General features: G+C 53.3%; 13 protein-coding genes and 3 tRNA genes. All 16 read left to right on the top strand.

Going from position 1 to position 17,309, the window contains the following annotated elements:
* Positions 1–31: 31 nt before the first annotated feature.
* The 16 genes from HMPREF2625_RS09655 to HMPREF2625_RS09575 all read left to right on the top strand — a co-directional run bounded on the left by HMPREF2625_RS09655 (position 32) and on the right by HMPREF2625_RS09575 (position 17,299).
* Complete coding sequence (locus HMPREF2625_RS09655; RefSeq protein WP_070524192.1) at positions 32–1,945, top strand: S-layer homology domain-containing protein; 1,914 nt, start codon at positions 32–34, stop codon at positions 1,943–1,945.
* A 261-nt stretch (positions 1,946–2,206) separates the two neighbouring features.
* Positions 2,207–2,278: transfer RNA gene (locus HMPREF2625_RS09650), tRNA-Gln, on the top strand.
* A 20-nt stretch (positions 2,279–2,298) separates the two neighbouring features.
* Positions 2,299–2,371 (top strand) — tRNA-Glu (locus HMPREF2625_RS09645).
* Positions 2,372–2,518: 147 nt separating this feature from the next.
* Positions 2,519–2,590 (top strand) — tRNA-Val (locus tag HMPREF2625_RS09640).
* 85 nt (positions 2,591–2,675) lie between these two features.
* Positions 2,676–3,560, top strand: a complete 885-nt coding sequence (locus HMPREF2625_RS09635) for a cytochrome (RefSeq protein WP_070524190.1) — start codon at positions 2,676–2,678, stop codon at positions 3,558–3,560.
* Between the two features lie 147 nt (positions 3,561–3,707).
* A complete protein-coding gene (gene def, locus HMPREF2625_RS09630; RefSeq protein WP_070524188.1) occupies positions 3,708–4,280 on the top strand; it encodes a peptide deformylase in 573 nt (190 codons plus the stop codon).
* Positions 4,281–4,315: 35 nt separating this feature from the next.
* A complete protein-coding gene (gene fmt / locus HMPREF2625_RS09625) occupies positions 4,316–5,257 on the top strand; it encodes a methionyl-tRNA formyltransferase (RefSeq protein WP_070524186.1) in 942 nt (313 codons plus the stop codon).
* Entirely contained in the window at positions 5,254–6,996 is a 1,743-nt protein-coding gene (locus tag HMPREF2625_RS09620; RefSeq protein WP_070524184.1) for an RsmB/NOP family class I SAM-dependent RNA methyltransferase, read from the top strand. The genes fmt and HMPREF2625_RS09620 overlap by 4 nt, the downstream gene beginning before the upstream one ends.
* A gap of 81 nt (positions 6,997–7,077) precedes the next feature.
* Positions 7,078–7,797: a ribulose-phosphate 3-epimerase gene (gene rpe / locus HMPREF2625_RS09615; protein WP_070524181.1), complete on the top strand. Its 720-nt coding sequence runs from the start codon at positions 7,078–7,080 to the stop codon at positions 7,795–7,797.
* A gap of 229 nt (positions 7,798–8,026) precedes the next feature.
* Positions 8,027–9,100, top strand: coding sequence for an ABC transporter substrate-binding protein (locus HMPREF2625_RS09610; RefSeq protein WP_013399279.1), 1,074 nt, complete (start codon positions 8,027–8,029; stop codon positions 9,098–9,100).
* Between the two features lie 171 nt (positions 9,101–9,271).
* Positions 9,272–11,695, top strand: coding sequence for a hypothetical protein (locus HMPREF2625_RS09605; protein ID WP_070524179.1), 2,424 nt, complete (start codon positions 9,272–9,274; stop codon positions 11,693–11,695).
* 119 nt (positions 11,696–11,814) lie between these two features.
* A complete protein-coding gene (locus HMPREF2625_RS09600) occupies positions 11,815–12,753 on the top strand; it encodes a hypothetical protein (protein ID WP_070524177.1) in 939 nt (312 codons plus the stop codon).
* Between the two features lie 203 nt (positions 12,754–12,956).
* Positions 12,957–14,018 carry a FecCD family ABC transporter permease gene (locus HMPREF2625_RS09590; RefSeq protein ID WP_246826779.1) on the top strand — a complete coding sequence of 354 codons (1,062 nt, stop codon included), beginning with the start codon at positions 12,957–12,959 and terminating at the stop codon, positions 14,016–14,018.
* A complete protein-coding gene (locus HMPREF2625_RS09585) occupies positions 14,018–15,133 on the top strand; it encodes a FecCD family ABC transporter permease (RefSeq protein ID WP_070524173.1) in 1,116 nt (371 codons plus the stop codon). Before HMPREF2625_RS09590 ends, HMPREF2625_RS09585 begins: the two co-directional genes overlap by 1 nt.
* Complete coding sequence (locus HMPREF2625_RS09580) at positions 15,133–15,984, top strand: ABC transporter ATP-binding protein (protein ID WP_048755241.1); 852 nt, start codon at positions 15,133–15,135, stop codon at positions 15,982–15,984. The genes HMPREF2625_RS09585 and HMPREF2625_RS09580 overlap by 1 nt, the downstream gene beginning before the upstream one ends.
* 10 nt (positions 15,985–15,994) lie before the next feature.
* Entirely contained in the window at positions 15,995–17,299 is a 1,305-nt protein-coding gene (locus HMPREF2625_RS09575; RefSeq protein ID WP_070524171.1) for an enterochelin esterase domain-containing protein, read from the top strand.
* Positions 17,300–17,309: the final 10 nt, after the last annotated feature.

Raw genomic sequence — 17,309 nt, 5'->3', positions numbered from 1 at the left:
TTGTTACTCGTCATCCTCTCAAGGAGTTCATATGGTTCTTTTATCAGCTACAGCTCAGCATAGGTCTTTCAAGGTTGCTACCGTTGGGGTACTATTGATGTCGCTCATGGGGGTATCTCTTACGGTGCCCGCGTCCTTTGCGGTAGAGTCTCCTGCCCCGCAGCAGATTACTGCTGCTCAGGCTCAACAGGTGCAGGGGATTCCAGGGCAGTATCAGATTCGCCATTCAAAAAACGGCAAAATCTTCATTGCTGGCTCTAACCGCGATATGTCCGTATCGACTATTGCGCGTCTGGATGAGAAGACTCTCCAGATAGAAGCAATAGCCACCTTACCTATCACCCGAGCCGGTACCGGATACAACGCTGGGTATAAGAATTTGGGTGCCTTTGGTATTGACGTGGATGATGAGAATGGCACCATTTGGGTGACGAATACTCGTGATAACGCTGTGTCTGTGTACGATCAGAATAATCTCAATCTCTTGTGGACCAACTACGGAGCTCAAGAGGGAGATGAAAACTGGATCGAGCATCCGCGTGAGGTGAAGGTAGATACTGCCTCCGGCAAAGCATTCGTAACGGGCCGTTTCTTTGTATCTGCCATTGATCTGAAGACCCATAAGGTCGAGAAGATCAAAGTGGGTGGAGACGAAGAAGGTAAGCGCTACATCAGCATGAATACCACTATTCATGATGGTAAACTCTATGTTCCCGAGCGCACCACCGGCAAAATCTATGTGATTGACACGAGCACTTTTAAGGTTTTGCAGGAAATCCAGACCCACGCTGATGTCGAAGGCGTTGATGTTCTTCCTTCCGATATTGCCATTGATATTTCTGAACAGGAGATCTACGTTTCTGCACAAGGCAGTTATGACCGTCAGAGCGGCGAGTCTAAGGGTAATTCCGGGGTGACTGTGTATGACCTCAAGACTGGGGAATATAAGAAGTCTATTCCTTTCGGTAAGCAGGCACTTGCACTCGTCAATGATGAAGATCGTGACCTCGTATACGTTACGGATTTTGCTACCGGTAAGGTTGGCGTGATTGATGGTCGCGCTGATCGTCTTATTGGAGAAGTGCAGTCAGCATCTAAGGGTGCCAACGATATTACCTTGGGTGCTGATGGTGAGGTCTATATCGCTAATAAGGATGGTTTTGCTCCCGATACGACCATTCCCTTCGGCATGGATTACGCCCAGGGAACGCTAACTTCCAAAGAAGAAACTGCTGATTCTATTACCAAGATGATGGTTACCCCGGAGAATGTGACAGCGGAAAATCCAGGGGTAGAGATTAAGCGGATCACCCCGCAGCAGGAAACTTTCGCGGGCTATCCCATTCCTCTGACAGGCGGCGACAACAGGGCTCTAACCAACGTGTCGTATAACGATATTGCCGGTAACCTCTTTGAGAACGACATCATCAAGCTCGGGGAGAAGAGCATTACAACCGGTTACCCTGATGGCGGATTCCACCCCTTGGAGAGCATCGAACGTGGAGCAATGGCAGCGTACCTATATCGCCTGGCGGGTTCTCCTGAATTTGAGGCACCCGTGGAATCTCCTTTCAGTGATGTTCCTACAACCCACCCCTTCTATAAGGAAATTGCGTGGCTGAAGGCAACCGGTATTACGACAGGTTGGGAAGACGGTACCTTCCGTCCTGAAGACTCAATAAACCGCGAGGCTATGGCGGCCTTCTTCTATCGTGCCGCAGGATCCCCGGAAGTTCAGCAGAAAGCGACCTTTATGGATGTTTCGGGAAGCCCCTTTGTCAAGGAGATTTCGTGGTTCCAGTTCTCGAAGCTCTCCACTGGTTGGCCCGATAGTACGTTCCGTCCGCATGACTCAGTCAAGCGCGATGCTATGGCAGCCTATATGATGCGTTACATGGGTAATTTTGATTCCGTGAAGGTTTCAGCGCCCGAACCCGCAAAATAGCGCATAGCAGGTGAGATGACTATCATTGCTTAGCCGGTAAGTTTATATTGCTGCTTGAATAACATGTATGAGTCGGGTGAAGGCATCTCTTGGGTGCCTTCACCCGACTGGCGTGCATTCGGAGGTTCTGGAAGCGGGGTATAACTTTTGTGACGACCATCTCAAGGTACGAAGTTGCATGATGCAACAAAGCACCGGTATAGTTATTACTCGTTGCGGTGAAAATCGTTGAGGTTTTACCGGAACAACATAGTGAAATAGTGGGGTATGGTGTAATTGGCAACACAACGGTTTCTGGTACCGTCATTCTAGGTTCGAGTCCTGGTACCCCAGCGGGCATCACTCGATGCTATGGCCCCATCGTATAGCGGCCTAGTACTCCGCCCTCTCACGGCGGCAACACCGGTTCAAATCCGGTTGGGGTCACACTAGGAATAATCCTCAGATCACGGAGATCTGGGGATTTTTTGTTGCTTCTGGCCGGACCCCAAATGCCCTTCTGATGCCTCAAATAAGGGCAACAACCCATATTTGACGCGCTATCTTCCCACTCGGTATAGTGTTTACCTGTAGGCGTGATTGGCGCAGTGGTAGCGCGCTTCGTTCACACCGAAGAGGTCACTGGTTCGAACCCAGTATCACGCACGAGCCACCCCCCCCGTTTGTACATCCGCAACGGGGGTTTTTGTATACAGCCCCAATCGCTATCCGCAGATCAAGAAGGTACTCGGTGACAGCACCAGAACTAGCAAATCCAACCGATTACGGTCGCATGTACTCTCGTAAACGCGGCGGAGAGCTGCTAGTTCCTTCCATCACGACCGTTATCGGTCAGCACGCTACCGATATGAGCGGGTGGCACGGCTATATGGCTGCAAAAGCTGCTCTCGAAGACCAGAGAGCTTATCGTGCTGCCGGATCCTCGGGGCTCAAGTACGCTATTATTCGTGATGCGGCGGCCGCATCCGAACGGTACCGAGATGCTGCAGCCGAGCGCGGTGACAGGGTACATAATTACGCCGAGAATATTGCGTTACGCACCATGGGAGCGGAACACAATGTCGAAGAATGTCGAGAACAGCTTATCCTCAACGGCGAACAAGCCTATGCGGATAGGTTCGATGAATGGTGGGACGCTTTTCGCCCTCAACCACTCGCCGCAGAAATTACTATCTGGAATAAGTCCGTAGGTTACGCCGGAACGCTGGACCTTGTCGCTCAGATCGCCGGACGAACCTGCATTATTGACTATAAAACTAAAGGCACCGACCGGCGAGGGCGTGTTAAACCCCTTGACGACAAGGTGGTTATGCAGCTGGTTGCTGGGCTCAAAGCCGAAGAATCGCTGGTAGACCCTGTCGCGGGAACCTGGGAACCCTGGAAATACGGCGATGCCCCCATCCTGATGGGCGTGGCACTGGGCGAAACGCAGGTGGTGCCGCATCAGGCAAATCCAAAGATTCTTGAACAGAACTGGTATAAATTCTGTGCATTGCGGAGGGTCTGGGAGCATAACCGTACAGTTCACGAATTCCCGGACGACGCGCTCATGCCGGTAGTTCCGCCTCCTGTGGCAGGTCAACCACCTTCGGGAGATCACACACAGGTAGCCTAGTAAACCCGGTAGAAGAAAAACAAAATAATCACGAGTGTTCTATTTGGACGGATACCTCAGCCGGTACAATAGAATGCTGGTATTTGACAGCTCTTCACCCTATTCGGAGCATATCTGCGTACCATAACAAACGCGTCAGGGAGATATATGACAATTCTGAGTATCCGTACCGTAGGCGACCCCGTTCTTCGCAGCGAATGTGAGCCTATCGCCGTTTTTGATCGGGAGCTTGCCAAACTGATCGACGATATGCTTGACACCATGTACGACGTTGAGGGAGTCGGGCTGGCTGGGCCTCAGATTGGTATCTCCAAACAAATTTTTACCTTTGGCGGTATTGACGACCGCGAAGGATATATTATCAACCCCGTACTTGAGACCGGAACGGAGCCTCAAGAGGGAGGGGAAGGATGCCTGTCGGTACCCGGTATGAAATCGGATACTCCGCGCATGAACTGGGCCCGGGTGAGAGGCGTAGACAAGATGGGAAAGCCCCTGGTGCTTGAAGGGGAAGGACTATTCGCGCGTATGCTCCAACACGAAACCGATCATCTTCACGGCAAACTCTTTATCGATCGCCTTGTCGGCGAAGATCGTAAACGGGTTATGCGCGCCATCCGAGCCGCAGATTACAACAAGGTGACAGCGCAGACCTCTGCCGAACGAGCAATGCGGGTTGGAGGAAGCTTCGGCGCCTCCCTAGGCAGCTTCAGAGCATAGACATACCGTATTCCACCAGGTTTAAGGAGGCACCCATGACCCTCAAAATTCTCTACGCGGGAACCCCCGAGATCGCTGTGTACCCTCTCGATACGCTTGTCCAGTCCCCGCGGGTTCAGGTGGTTGGAGTGCTCACGCGCGAGGACGCGCCGGTAGGTCGAAAGCGCATCCTTACCCCCTCGCCCGTAGCACAACGTGCTGAAGAGCTCGGGCTGCCTATCGTTAAAGCGAACCGGTGGTCGCCAGAAACTCAACAGCAGATAGCCCCGCTGGGAGCCGAAGCTGCCGCCGTGGTCGCATATGGCACAATTCTGCCCCAGCAAGCACTAGATATGCTTCCCTACGGCTGGGTTAATCTGCACTTTTCGAAGTTGCCTGCGTGGCGAGGTGCCGCACCTGTACAGCGTGCCCTCATGGCGGGAGAAAGCGAGATTTTCTCGAACACCTTCCTTCTAGAAGCCGGGTTGGATACTGGCGCGGTTTTCGAAGAAGAATCCACGTTGGTGACGGAAGACGATACTGCCGGGAGCATTCTTACACGTCTAGCGCAAAGCGGGGGAGAGCTGTTAGCGAATACCTTTGTACGGCTTGAGGCAGGCGAGCACGGAACCGCGCAGCGCGAGGACGAATCCGTCAGCTATGCGGCAAAGGTGACCAACGCCGATGCGCGCATAGATTTCACCCAAAGCGCCCACAAAATTCTTGCTCAAGTTCGCGCAGTAACCCCGGAACCTGGAGCCTGGTGTGAATTTTCGGGGAACCGACTCAAGATCGGCGGTGTGCGTCTGAGCGATCAGGCCGGTACCCTGGCTCCTGGACAGCTTGAACTCCGTGGTAAAAAACTCTATGTGGGTACGGCGGACGGTGCTTTAGAACTGGTGCGTGTACAACCTGCCGGTAAAAAAATGATGGACGCGCTCGCCTGGGCACGCGGTCTCGGTAGCGGCCTCGCCGAAGGAAAGGTAGTGCTCTCATGACGGAACGACGTTATAACGACAAAAATGGCTCACGGAATCCGCGAAATCGCGGTGCATCATCAAAACGATTTGACGGTAAGACTAGTGAACAACGCCGAAACGAACGTGCCCAGCGCTCCCACGATGGCATGAAACGCGGCGGAGGCGGTGCTTCCAAACGCAATAAGAGCGGACATGAGCGCAACCGTAAGCAGCTTTCATCCCGCGAGTTCTCTGCGACTGCGCCCTCACAGCGCTCACGCTCTGCAGACCCCGCGCGCCTCGTCGCATTTGAGGTTCTCAACGCGGTAGCGCAAAACGACTCCTACGCAAACCTCGTGCTGCCCGGCACGATTCGTACCCATCATCTTGACCATCGGGATGCGGGTTTTGCCACCGAACTCACCTACGGAACCCTGCGCAGCCAGGGTACCTACGACGCCATTTTGGCGCATTGTGCGGATCGTCCGCTAGAGAAAATCGGTACAACCACGTTGATCGTACTTCGGATGGGCGTTCATCAGCTCTTGAGCATGCGCGTGCCCGCCCATGCAGCCCTTAACCAAAGCGTCGCATTAGCCCGTGCACAGATCGGCGGTGGTCCCGCAAACTTTGTGAACGCGGTGCTGCGCCGTGTGAGTGAACGCAGCCGTGAGGACTGGTACGCTCGTCTGGAAGCTGATGCTAAGGACGACACCGAAAAACTTGCGCTCGCAAAATCGCATCCGACCTGGATTGTGCGTTCCATGCGTCAAGCGCTTGCGGCTCATGGCAGGTCTCCGGCCGAAATCCAGGAGCTTCTTGAGGCCGATAACCAGGCACCTGTGGTAAACCTTATAGCACTTCCAGGAATAGGCGACCTGCAGGAAGCCTTCGAGAAAGGTGCGGTAGAGGGTGAACTGGTAGAGGACTCCGCTTTATATTCTGCTGGCGATTTGGGCAGGTTGGAAAGTGTTCGCGAGGGTACCGTGCGTGCACAGGATGTAGGTTCGCAGCTGGTTACTCGCGCGCTTGTTGCAGCTCCTCTTGAAGGGCAAGACTCTGCGTGGCTTGATTTGTGTGCCGGTCCGGGCGGTAAGGCTGCACTGTTGGCGGCTTTGGGCGCGCAGCGTGGTGCTCGGGTGGTGGCGAATGAGTCGGCAGCGCATCGTGCAAAACTGGTTTCACAATCTTTACGGCCGCTTTCTCACGACGAGTATGTTGTTCTCACCGGAGATGGGCGTGAGATATCCCAAACGCTTGCACAAAATGCTGAGCGGTTACCCGCGGGCATCGAGCCGGAACAGAAATTTGACCGTGTTCTGGTTGATGTTCCCTGCTCGGGGCTAGGCGCCCTTCGCAGGCGTCCGGAGGCACGCTGGCGTAAATCCCCGCGTGATATTGCCGATTTGCTGCCTCTGCAGCGTCAGCTTCTGGAGGCTGCGTGTGAAGTTACGCGGCCTGGCGGTGTGATCGCGTACGTAACCTGCTCACCGCATGCTGCTGAGACTCAAAATATTGTTGCGGAGATACTGGAGACTGGAAAAGTGTGTCTGCTGGATACACAGTCGATACTTCAAAGCGTTGCCCTGCCGAGTGCTGAAGGACGAAGCGCTCTTGCGGGCGATAAGGCTCCCGGGTATCGTCCACAGGTACGCCTTAAAAAATCCTCCTCGGTTCGTCAGGAAGATATTCTGGGTGAAGCATCAACGACTGCACAGCTGTGGCCGCATATTCATGGTACTGATGCTATGTTCCTTGCACTTTTCCGTAAGAATTAGAATCGCCCAATGCAACCGTATTTTTAGTGTGGCGATTATTGTTATCCGAATATCCGTATGTCATGTTGAGGAGGTTTTCTCATGTCTGTTGCTATTAATCCGTCTATACTCTCTGCCGACTTTGCAAATTTACAGCACGAGTTAGAACGCATTTCGACTGCGGATGCGGCACACATTGACGTGATGGATAACCACTTTGTACCAAATCTGACGTGGGGGCCTCCGGTTGTTAAGCGTCTGCGCGAAGTTTCGCCCGTGCCTTTTGATGTGCATTTGATGATTGATGATCCTGATCGTTGGGCTCCCCAGTATGCCGACGTAGGCAGCGAATCGGTAACCTTCCACGCGGAGGCGGCTACCGCACCTATTAAGCTGGCGCGTACTCTGCGAGAATCCGGGGCAAAAGCTGGGTTGGCGTTACGCCCGGCAACTGCCGTAGAACCATACCTCGATCTGCTTACAGAAATAGATATGCTCCTGATTATGACGGTAGAACCAGGCTTCGGCGGGCAGAAATTCCTTGATGTCACTTTGCCTAAAATTCGTCGTGCCGCATCGGCGCTTGAAGGGTCCGGTATCCCGGTGCGGCTTCAGGTTGATGGCGGGATTACGGAGGAAACGATTGTGCGAGCTGCGGAAGCCGGAGCAGACTGTTTCGTCGCAGGCAGTTCGGTGTATGGGGCAGAAGATCCTCAGGCCGCGATTGCTGCTTTGCGTTCTCTAGGGGAGAGGGTGCGAAAGACGTGGAGGTCACATCCTCACACCGGGATAAATCTGTCTGATGGATGCAGTTGTTCTTAAAAATGTGCGCGTATTATGACGATGTAAACGATTAAAGCGTGAAATATTTTTGATGACATAACGTCTTTATAGCTTTATGTAATGACTATAAAAACCTGTATTTCCAATGAAAAAACCACATATCGGTAAAAAGATTGACGATTCTTAACGTTAACCATGAGAGTTTTTCCTTGAAGTAGGGCATATATGACGGTAAGGTTAGGTAGAGTTTATTTGTCTTAGGAGAAATATGTCTTTTGAACACCCAGCGTCACTAGCTCAATTCATGGTAAATCGCCGTAACTTTCTAGGTATGGCGCTTGCTTCAGGCACTGCATTCACACTTGCAGCATGCAGCCAGGAATCTACGACTTCTGACTCTTCGGAATCTCCCGAAAGTGAGACTCGCGTTGTTAAGAATGTAGATGAGGAAGAAATTACGGTACCTACTAAACCGCAGCGCGTTGTAGTTCTCTCAGAACCTACTTTGGATGCGGTACTCGCACTTGGCGTTAAGCCTGTAGGCGCTATTTCTGGTCGCGGTCAGCAGACTGTGCCTAACTACCTCAAAGATAAGGTAGGAGACGACGTTACACTTGTCGGTTCTGTGTCTGAGGTTAACTACGATAAGGTTGCCTCCCTCACACCAGACCTTATTCTGGCTGATTCTACAGGCGTGGATAAACGTTCAGAGGCATACAAGACTCTGCAGGATATTGCTCCCGTGGTGTACACCGGATATGCCGGCGGTGATTGGACCATCAACTTTGAGCGGGTAGCGGATGCTCTTAACCTGGTAGACCAGGGTAAGAAGGTTGAGGAAGACTACGAAAAACTTACTGAGCAGCTCAAGAAGGAGCTAGAACCTCTGTACGGTGATAAGACCTTCTCGATCGTGCGTTGGGCGGGTAACGGTCCTGCACTGATCTTGAAGGAACTCCCAGCCGGTCAGGTGCTTTCAGATTTGGGGCTGCAGCGTCCCCCGGCACAGGATCGTGAAGGGCAGGGTCACTCAGAGCCGGTCTCTTTGGAGAACCTCTCGGATATTGACGCCGACTACATGTTTATTGGTACTTTGGGCGGCGCAAGCCAGAAGAACCCGAATGTTCAAGGTGATGCTAGTGCCAATGGTGCATCAGAAGTTTTGAAGAAGGCAGAGGCCACATCTGGCTTCACGAATTTGAAAGCCTACCAGAACGAACATATTATTACGGTTGAGGGTTCTAAATGGACCTCAACCGGTGGTCCCCTGTTGATGAACGGTATTGTTGCGGATGTTCGCAGCAAACTACTCGAAAATCAAAACAATAATCAGGGACAGTAGGATTAGATTTTAGACGCGGCACCTCACTTGAGGAGGTGCCGCATCTAGACTCTTGAATACTCAACGACGAATACGCTGAAGATACACAAAATGCTTTTGAAAGACAGCAACATGCCCCTGGGGCTGTCTTGAAAGAGTTTGAAAACCTTATACACGAAACGGAACATAACGATGACACAGCACGCACATCATGCCGCCCGCTACAGTGCCGTGGTAGCGCTTGCGGGTGCTTTGCTTGCACCCGGCGTAACAACCCCCGCAACCGCTCTTGAAGATCCGGGCCAAACTCCGGATGCTACCCCCGCCCAAGCCGGTAATAATGTGCAGGCACAGGATCCTGCTGTGAAGGTTCCGGGTGAAGGCAACGAGAGAATGCCTCAAGGTAAGGTAGAACAACCCGCCGCGAAAGCAAACGATACTGCTACCGTTGCAGGCTCTACGGTTATTAAGAACGGTCAGGGCCTTGAGATTAGTGGCTCGGGGTGGGGTGCCAACGCCGTTATCGCTGTGAAATATGATGACGGTAAGGTTAAACCCACAGAACCGGTGACGCACGATGGTAAGGATCTGTCGGCACGCGGTGTTATAGCGGTTATTAAGGCAGACGAGAACGGTAACTTCACCACAACCATCCCTTTCCCTACTAATGCTAACTGGACCGTCGGTTCAGAACACAAGATTAACTTCCTGAGCGGCAGTTTGCAGAAGGGCGATGAGCAGCACTCAGCAACTCATACAGTAACCGTGGGCGAAGAAGCTCCGGCAGTCGAAACCCCGAAAGCGGAAGAGACTCCAAAGGCGGAGACTCCCGAGCAGCCTCAGGTGAAAGAAACCCCCAAGAATGAGGCCCCTGCAGAAGCTCCAAAGGCTGAAGAAACGCCTGCACAGCAGCCTCAGACTGATGAGGCAGCTAAGAATGAGACTCCTGCTGATACTCCGAAGGTAGAAGAGACTCCTAAAGCTGAGGAAACTCCGGTACAGCCCAAAGCTGACGACGCTGCTAAGAACGAAGCAGAGCAGCAGCCTAAGGCAGATGAGAAACCAGCTCCTCAACCGGCAGAAAATAATCCTGCTCCTGCCGCTTTTGAGAACTCGCAGACTGTTGAGTCCGACGGCGTTACTGTGACCGGTGTGAAATACGCGAAAAACGGTCAGGAAATCGAGGTTAGCGGTACCGGCTGGAAGAATGCCGACGGTACCGGTTCTGTGATCGCCGTGAAGTACGACGGCGGTGAAGTCAAGTCTACGAATCCCGTAACGTATGACGGTAAGGATTTGGCTGGACGCGGTGTTGTAGCCGTCGTTACGGCTAATCCTGATGGTACGTTCACCGCAAAGCTGCCGTTCCCGAACGCTGAGAATTCAACCGGGTTTGAGAAGTGGACGGACGGTTCACAGCACGAGATTACTTTCCTAAGCGGCAGTTTGCAAAAGGGCGACGCTGCGAAGCATTCGGTAACTCTCAACGTGACCATAGGTGATGCTCCTGCCACTGCCGAGGATCCAAAGGATAATGGTCAGCAGCCAGGTAACCCTTCAGCTAATGACACCAAAAAACCAGAGCCTCAGCAGCCTGCAGATCCTCCTGCACAGGATCATCAAAATGACGGTAACATCGATGTTCAGCCTAGCCCAGCAGATAATCAGGGCGGTACTGCGAACCAGGGTGCACAAAATAATGCACCTGCACCTACTGCACCTGCTCCTGTCGTTGAGACTCAGACTGCGTCCGACGGTGATGCTACCGTAACCGGTCCTAAGACTGTGACCCACGGTCAGGGAATCGTCGTTAACGGTTCTGGATGGAGCCCTTATAGCGTTATCGCCGTTAAATACGATGGTGGAGACATTAAACTTGACCGTGCCGTGGTTTATAACGGTAAAGACTATGCGTCTCGTGGTGTTGTGGCCATTATTCAGGCTGATGCTGATGGCAAGTTTACCTATACTTTGCCGTTCCCAAATAGCGATAAATGGGGCGTGGGCACCGTTCACGATATCACGTTCCTGACCGGTAGTTTACAGAAGGGCGACGAGCAGCATTCGGTGACGTTGTCCGTTACGATTGCTGGCGCTGATGGCTCCACGTTAGCCCCTGTAAGTAGTAATCATGCCTCTAACAATGGTTCAATCGCAGGCGGCTATGATGCCGGGTCGGGTAACAACGGATCAGGATATGGCTCTGTGGCACCTATTCCCCCCCAGAGCTCCGGAATCAACTTTACAGCCCGTCAAGGCACCATTACGAAGCAGGCTTCTCTTGGGGCTGCTGCTGAACTGGAAAACGATACGCTCATCAACCGTGTGCAGGCACGCGCTAAAGCTGCCGCAAAGAACGGTAGTAACAGCGGTGCCCATGCCAAGAGCTCACCCAAGAAAACCCGCACGGCCAAGGCCGCGCCCGGTAAAAACGGTACCCAAGGCAATGCAACTACCGCGGCAACACAGTCCGACAGCAATAGTGCCCCCAATATCATTGGCGCTGAGCTTAGCGGCTTCTCGCGTTGGTTCGCGAACAATGCAAATAACGTGTTGCTCTCTATCGCGGGTCTGATTATCTTGGTGCTTGCACTAACCTTCCGCAAGAGGGCGTAATCACCTCTCACACCTGAGGAAATATACACAATATCTCAAACATCAGGGTTCCCTCCCACACCGTCGGTGGGGGAGGGAACCGGTATAAATTACCACTAGTCGCACAGAAGAGGAAACTCATGCGAACCACAAAGACAGTATCAAAGGCGCTCACTGCCTGCGCGGCAATATCCCTTAGTCTTGGCCTGGGGATGGGAGCTGCGAATGCGATCCCACCTGGAGGAGCATCAGAGAACACCCCAGGAACCAGCTCAACTGTAAGTCCTCATGTGACTCCTGGAGGCGTAGTTAACTTCACTTTGACAGGTTTCCCTGAAAACACGCAGGTTACCGTCAAACTAGATGATGACGGCGTCGTGCATAGGCAAACAACGGATAGCAAGGGGAACCTAAACGGTTCATTTGTGCTCTCTAACGCAGGCTCCGGCGACCATACGCTTCGCTTCCTTGCAACGGGAGGAGGCGGAGGTAAAGACGCCAACGGTCGTAATAAAGGTAATACGGGAGGGCGGTATACCAATAAGAGCCCTGTATTTACCGTTGGAGAACCCGATAACGGGGGCGGCAATAATGGCGGCTCGTCGAATAACGGAGGGTCCTCTAAGGGCGGCTCCGATTCTTCGTCCAACAATAACGCCGGATCTGCAGGTTCGGATAATAATGGTTCCGAAGATAACGGCGGTAACTCGGCACAGGACGGTGGTTCATCTGAGCAAGAGACCGTCTATCTTGATGCTGATGGCAACCCTATCTCTAAAGAAGAGTATGATCGTTTAAACGCTGAGGCTGACGAGGGCGGGAATAAAGATTCCTCCGATCAGAAAAACGACCAGAACGCTAACAAGGGCGAGCAGAAGAAGACCGCCAGCGCCTCTGCATCCAGCAGTGCGAAGAGCAGCGCGTCGGCCTCTAGCTCCGCAAAGACACAGGCAGATAGCCATAAAACCAGCAACACAACGGTAACGTATGGGCAGGAATTCCCATGGCTGGGCGTATCTGTGCTTGGCGTTGCTATTATCGGTGCTATTGCCGTACTGATTATTCGGAAGCGTCCATAGACAATGGTGATAAGCGCGCGCCGCAGGGGGGATAACGCTCCTTTGTGGCGCGCGTTTGGCACTCTTGCTCAGGAGAAGAACCAAAGGTACCCTAACGCCATAGGGATCAAGACACGGTATCGAGATAAGGCGGTCTTAGCTATCTTTACGGTAGCGTTGTTGGTAGCACTGTATCTTAGACCACATATAATAAAGGAGTCTCGTTGAGCGTAATCTTGGAACGCACAGGAGCCTCACGAACCATGAAAAGTGGGCGCAACGAAAAAAACGGCCGACGAATAACCTGGCTTATTATTTTTGCGGTTCTGCTCGGCGTGAGTATTCTTGCCTCGCTAACTATTGGGCTAAAATCACTCTCCCCCGAAACCATCGTAGAAACCTTAGCGGGGCAATCAACCCCCGAAAGTCATGCCATTATCTTTGAGCAGCGCATTCCGCGGACACTCATCGGGATAGCCTGCGGGGCGGCCCTCGCAGTTGCCGGATCACTCATGCAGTCACTCACCCGTAACCCACTCGCCGAACCTGGTCTGATGGGTGTCAACGCCGGTGCCGCCGTTGCAGTCATCCTCACTGTTGTACTTTTCGGTGTTCTCGGTATTTGGCAGTATATGATTGCCGCCGCTGTTGGGGGCGCTATAGCCGCCACTGTCGTTTATACCCTCGGGCGTGGTCGAGACGGCTCAATTGTTAAATTAGCTCTCGCCGGTGTGGCCATCTCTGCCGCTCTTGCCGCTGTAGCACAGGGACTTATGCTCTCGAACCAAGATGCTTTTGACGAATTTCGTGTGTGGGTTACCGGGTCTTTAGAAGGGCGCGATATATCAGTTGCACAGGCCGTTGCCCCCGTGATCCTCGTGGGTCTGCTTGTAGCGTTTTTTGTAGCACCCTCGATCAACGCGCTAAGTATGGGTGAAGAAGCCGCTATCTCCTTGGGCGTACGAGTGTATCAAACTCAAAACCTCACACTTCTTGCCGTAACGCTTCTTGCAGGTGCAGCAACCGCTGCTATCGGACCAATCTCCTTCGTCGGTTTGGCAGTTCCCTTTGTAGTGCGTGCCATAATGGGCAATGATGTGCGCTGGGTTAACTATGGCTCCGCACTCTTAGGCCCCGTCTGGCTGCTCATGTCCGATGTCTTAGCCCGTGTTATTATGGCGACCCCGGAGCACCCGCAGGAAACTCAGGTAGGAATTATCGCTACCCTTGCAGGGGCACCCCTCTTCCTATTCCTGATGACTCGTCGTAAGGTGGAAGCTCTCTGATGACAGATACACAGACTAAGGCGACGAACCTCAAGACTCAGAAACAGGAATCTTCGCTCCCTCGAGGCGCACGGCGCGGTCACGATTTGGCTGGCAGGCTTGTTCTTAACTCACGCGGACTCATTCAGGCGCAGGTTCCCTGGCGGGTTTTGACGCTGTACATTGTGCTGATCGCTCTCATCGTGGCACTTAGCCTGTGGGGGCTGCAACAGGGCGACTACAAAGTGACGACGATGGACGTCATCAATGCTCTCGTTGGGCGGGGTAAACGCATCACAGTGGTCTTAGTACAGAAGCGTGAAGCGCGCATCGTGGCAGCTCTGCTTGTGGGCGCAGCTCTAGGACTTTCAGGGGCGCTGTTCCAGGTAATCTCGGGTAATCCGCTGGGCTCACCAGATATTATCGGCTTTACACACGGTGCCGCAACTGGTGCACTCCTGCAGATTATCGTCTTCGACTCTGGTCCAATAGAAGTTGCTATCGGTGCCCTCATTGGCGGTATCGCAACATCCATTACGGTGTGGTTACTGACTCGACATACAGGTTTACGCGGATTCCGCCTAGTGCTTGTGGGTATTGGTGTAGGATCGACTCTTGCGGCGTTCAACTCGTTGTTGGTAGTTCGGGCATCACTGACTCAGGCGCAGACAGCAGCATCCTGGCTTGCCGGTTCTCTCGATGATATGTCGTGGCCGCGTACGATTACACTGATGATTTTTCTGATCGTCACAGTTCCCGCGCTTCTAGCCCTAGTACGCCCTCTCGGGGCCATTCGGTTTGGCGATAGCGTGGCGTCAGGACTAGGCGTGAATGTCAACGCTTATCGGGTGTGTGCGCTCTTCCTCGGTGTGCTTCTCGTATCCCTAGCCACCGCGACTACCGGTCCCATAGCATTCGTGGCACTTGCTGCCCCGCATATCGTGAAAACCCTGGGGCGAAGCGGCGGCGTTACCCTTTTCGGATCTGCCCTCATGGGCGCGTTGATGGTGCTGGCCTCAGACCTTATTGGAAGGTTTGCAATTCCCGGCCGTACCCTACAGGTCGGTGTGGTTACCGGAGCCCTAGGCGGTTTATATCTGATTTACCTGATTTACCTTGAAAGGAAGAAGAGCTAGTGAAGGCTCGTGCAGAGATTAGCGAAAGCCGACTCGCAGGCGAAGACATGGTCGTAGCCTATGGCGACCACACAGTGCTCAGCGGTATAGACTTCAAGGTGCTTGAGGGTGAGCTTACCGTTATTTTGGGTCCTAACGCCTGCGGTAAATCTACCTTACTCAAAGCTCTGGCGCGTGTGAATCCTCTCAAAGGCGGAAAGGTCTTTCTTGATGGTCTGCCGCTTTCAAAGATGAAATCCCGCTCCATCGCGCAGATTCTCGCCATGCTTCCTCAAACGCCGGAGGCGCCCACCGGGTTGACCGTGGCGGATGTTGTGGCACGCGGCCGGTACCCGCATCAATCCCTTCTGCGTTCCTGGTCTGAGAAGGATGAGGCGGCCTGCGTTGAGGCTATGGAAGCCGCGAACGTGTTGGAACTGGCCGAACGTCCTATTGAGGCGCTTTCCGGCGGTCAGCGTCAGCGCGTGTGGATTGCCATGACCCTTGCCCAGCAGACGCCTTTGATTCTGTTGGACGAGCCAACCACTTACCTGGATATTACCCACCAGATTGAGGTGCTAAACCTTACCAAGAAGCTCCACTCTGAGGGGCATACCGTTGCGGTTGTGCTGCACGATCTGAACCTAGCTTTCCGATACGCCACTCATGCGGTGCTCATGAAGGAAGGCAGGATTATCGCTCAGGGTGATCCTCAAGAAATTGTCACTGCCGAGCTAATTCAGGAAGTTTTCGACCTAGAATCTGTTATATGCGATGACCCCTGTACCGGAACACCACTGGTAGTTCCGGCAGCTCACCAAGAGATTACTATTGCCGCGGACGCAATTGCCGCCGCCCGCGAAGGTCACTAAGGAGCCTTTTATGGGTGATTTTGAGACCCTTCCACATAAAACCACACAGAATCTCAAGTCAAAGATCATGGCGCGTCCTATGCCGCCTAAAACCCCGCGCCCAACACCTGCCCCGCGCGTACCCAGCCCGCTTATGACGCGCATCGTAAGCGAAGCCGTGGACGCGCAAGAACTTAACGCCCGCATCACAGAGATCGTAGCGGATGGGACTCCACTTATCGAGCAGGCTTACTATGACGACGGAACAGCGAATGAGAACGAACGCATTGTCACATTCCTGTATCAGCATGCCACGGCAGAGCAGGTTCTCATTTTTGTCAATAGACTGACAGATGAGAAAAACCTGCCGTTGTCTCTGATGGAACGTATTCCAGGCACCGATTGGTGGGAGCTGAGCTTCCAGATGCGCACCGACTGGCGGGCTTCCTATAACTTTATTCCCACACTGCCAGGGGAACGCCCGATCTGGCTGGGGGAGGACGATCAGGTGACATTGCGCACCGCTCTCGATTCTGGTGAAGGCGACCCGCTTAACCCGAAGACCGTCTGCAACCGTATTGGCCGTTGTATGGGTGTGGTTGAACTTGCCGATGCGCCGGTTCATGAGTTTCTGCTCACCCAGCAGGAACTCGACAACCTTCCTGAACCGCGCTGGATGAGTACTGCGGACGGGCATGAATATTTGTTGGGACGGGTAGGAAACCCAAGCCCCGATTCTCCACTTTTTATCCTTTTCGACGGTGAAGTCTGGTACGGGCACGGTATGGAGCATATGCTCAACCGAGCCTGTGCCGCCGGGCGTATTCCGGATATGAATGTCTTCTTTCTGCACTCGGGCGGCCGAGAACGCCGCTGGCAAGAGCTCAATGGAGACAGCCCCATAGCCGACTATATTGTAGAAGAAGCGCTTCCGCATTTGAGGCGTCATCACGGGCTGCGGCCAGAGCCACAGGATATTATCATCAACGGACAATCCTTAGGCGGGCTGTCTTCTCTGCTGGCGGTTTTCTCGCGCCCAGAGTCTTTCGGAGCGGCAATCGCTCAGTCGTCTTCGCTGTGGCAGCCTCAGGTTTTCGACAAACTCTCACAGCTGCGTGAAGCCAATGAACTGCACCGTTTGTCCCACCTTCGCCTTGAGGTTGAGGTAGGCGAGCAGGAATGGATTCTGCTGCCACCGCATCAGCGTTTTGTTCAGGAACTCGAATCCGTGGACACACACCTGAACTACACTGTGTTCAACGGCGGCCACGACTACGCCTGCTGGCGTGGAGCTATCATACCCGCGCTGAATCGCATTCTTATGCCCAACCCCTAAAATCTTATAG

The organism is Rothia sp. HMSC064D08 (genome assembly GCF_001809525.1).
GTDB classification, from domain to species: Bacteria; Actinomycetota; Actinomycetes; order Actinomycetales; family Micrococcaceae; genus Rothia; species Rothia dentocariosa.
Note: the sequence above shows the minus strand (reverse complement) of the source record. Positions and strands in the feature narration are given on the sequence as shown.

What these genes read in the sequence shown, in the direction of transcription:
- HMPREF2625_RS09655 (WP_070524192.1), top strand. Translation starts at nt 32, where the DNA reads ATGGTTCTTTTATCAGCTACAGCTCAGCATAGGTCTTTCAAGGTTGCT.
- def (WP_070524188.1), top strand. Translation starts at nt 3,708, where the DNA reads ATGACAATTCTGAGTATCCGTACCGTAGGCGACCCCGTTCTTCGCAGC.
- fmt (WP_070524186.1), top strand. Translation starts at nt 4,316, where the DNA reads ATGACCCTCAAAATTCTCTACGCGGGAACCCCCGAGATCGCTGTGTAC.
- HMPREF2625_RS09620 (WP_070524184.1), top strand. Translation starts at nt 5,254, where the DNA reads ATGACGGAACGACGTTATAACGACAAAAATGGCTCACGGAATCCGCGA.
- rpe (WP_070524181.1), top strand. Translation starts at nt 7,078, where the DNA reads ATGTCTGTTGCTATTAATCCGTCTATACTCTCTGCCGACTTTGCAAAT.
- HMPREF2625_RS09610 (WP_013399279.1), top strand. Translation starts at nt 8,027, where the DNA reads ATGTCTTTTGAACACCCAGCGTCACTAGCTCAATTCATGGTAAATCGC.
- HMPREF2625_RS09605 (WP_070524179.1), top strand. Translation starts at nt 9,272, where the DNA reads ATGACACAGCACGCACATCATGCCGCCCGCTACAGTGCCGTGGTAGCG.
- HMPREF2625_RS09600 (WP_070524177.1), top strand. Translation starts at nt 11,815, where the DNA reads ATGCGAACCACAAAGACAGTATCAAAGGCGCTCACTGCCTGCGCGGCA.
- HMPREF2625_RS09585 (WP_070524173.1), top strand. Translation starts at nt 14,018, where the DNA reads ATGACAGATACACAGACTAAGGCGACGAACCTCAAGACTCAGAAACAG.
- HMPREF2625_RS09575 (WP_070524171.1), top strand. Translation starts at nt 15,995, where the DNA reads ATGGGTGATTTTGAGACCCTTCCACATAAAACCACACAGAATCTCAAG.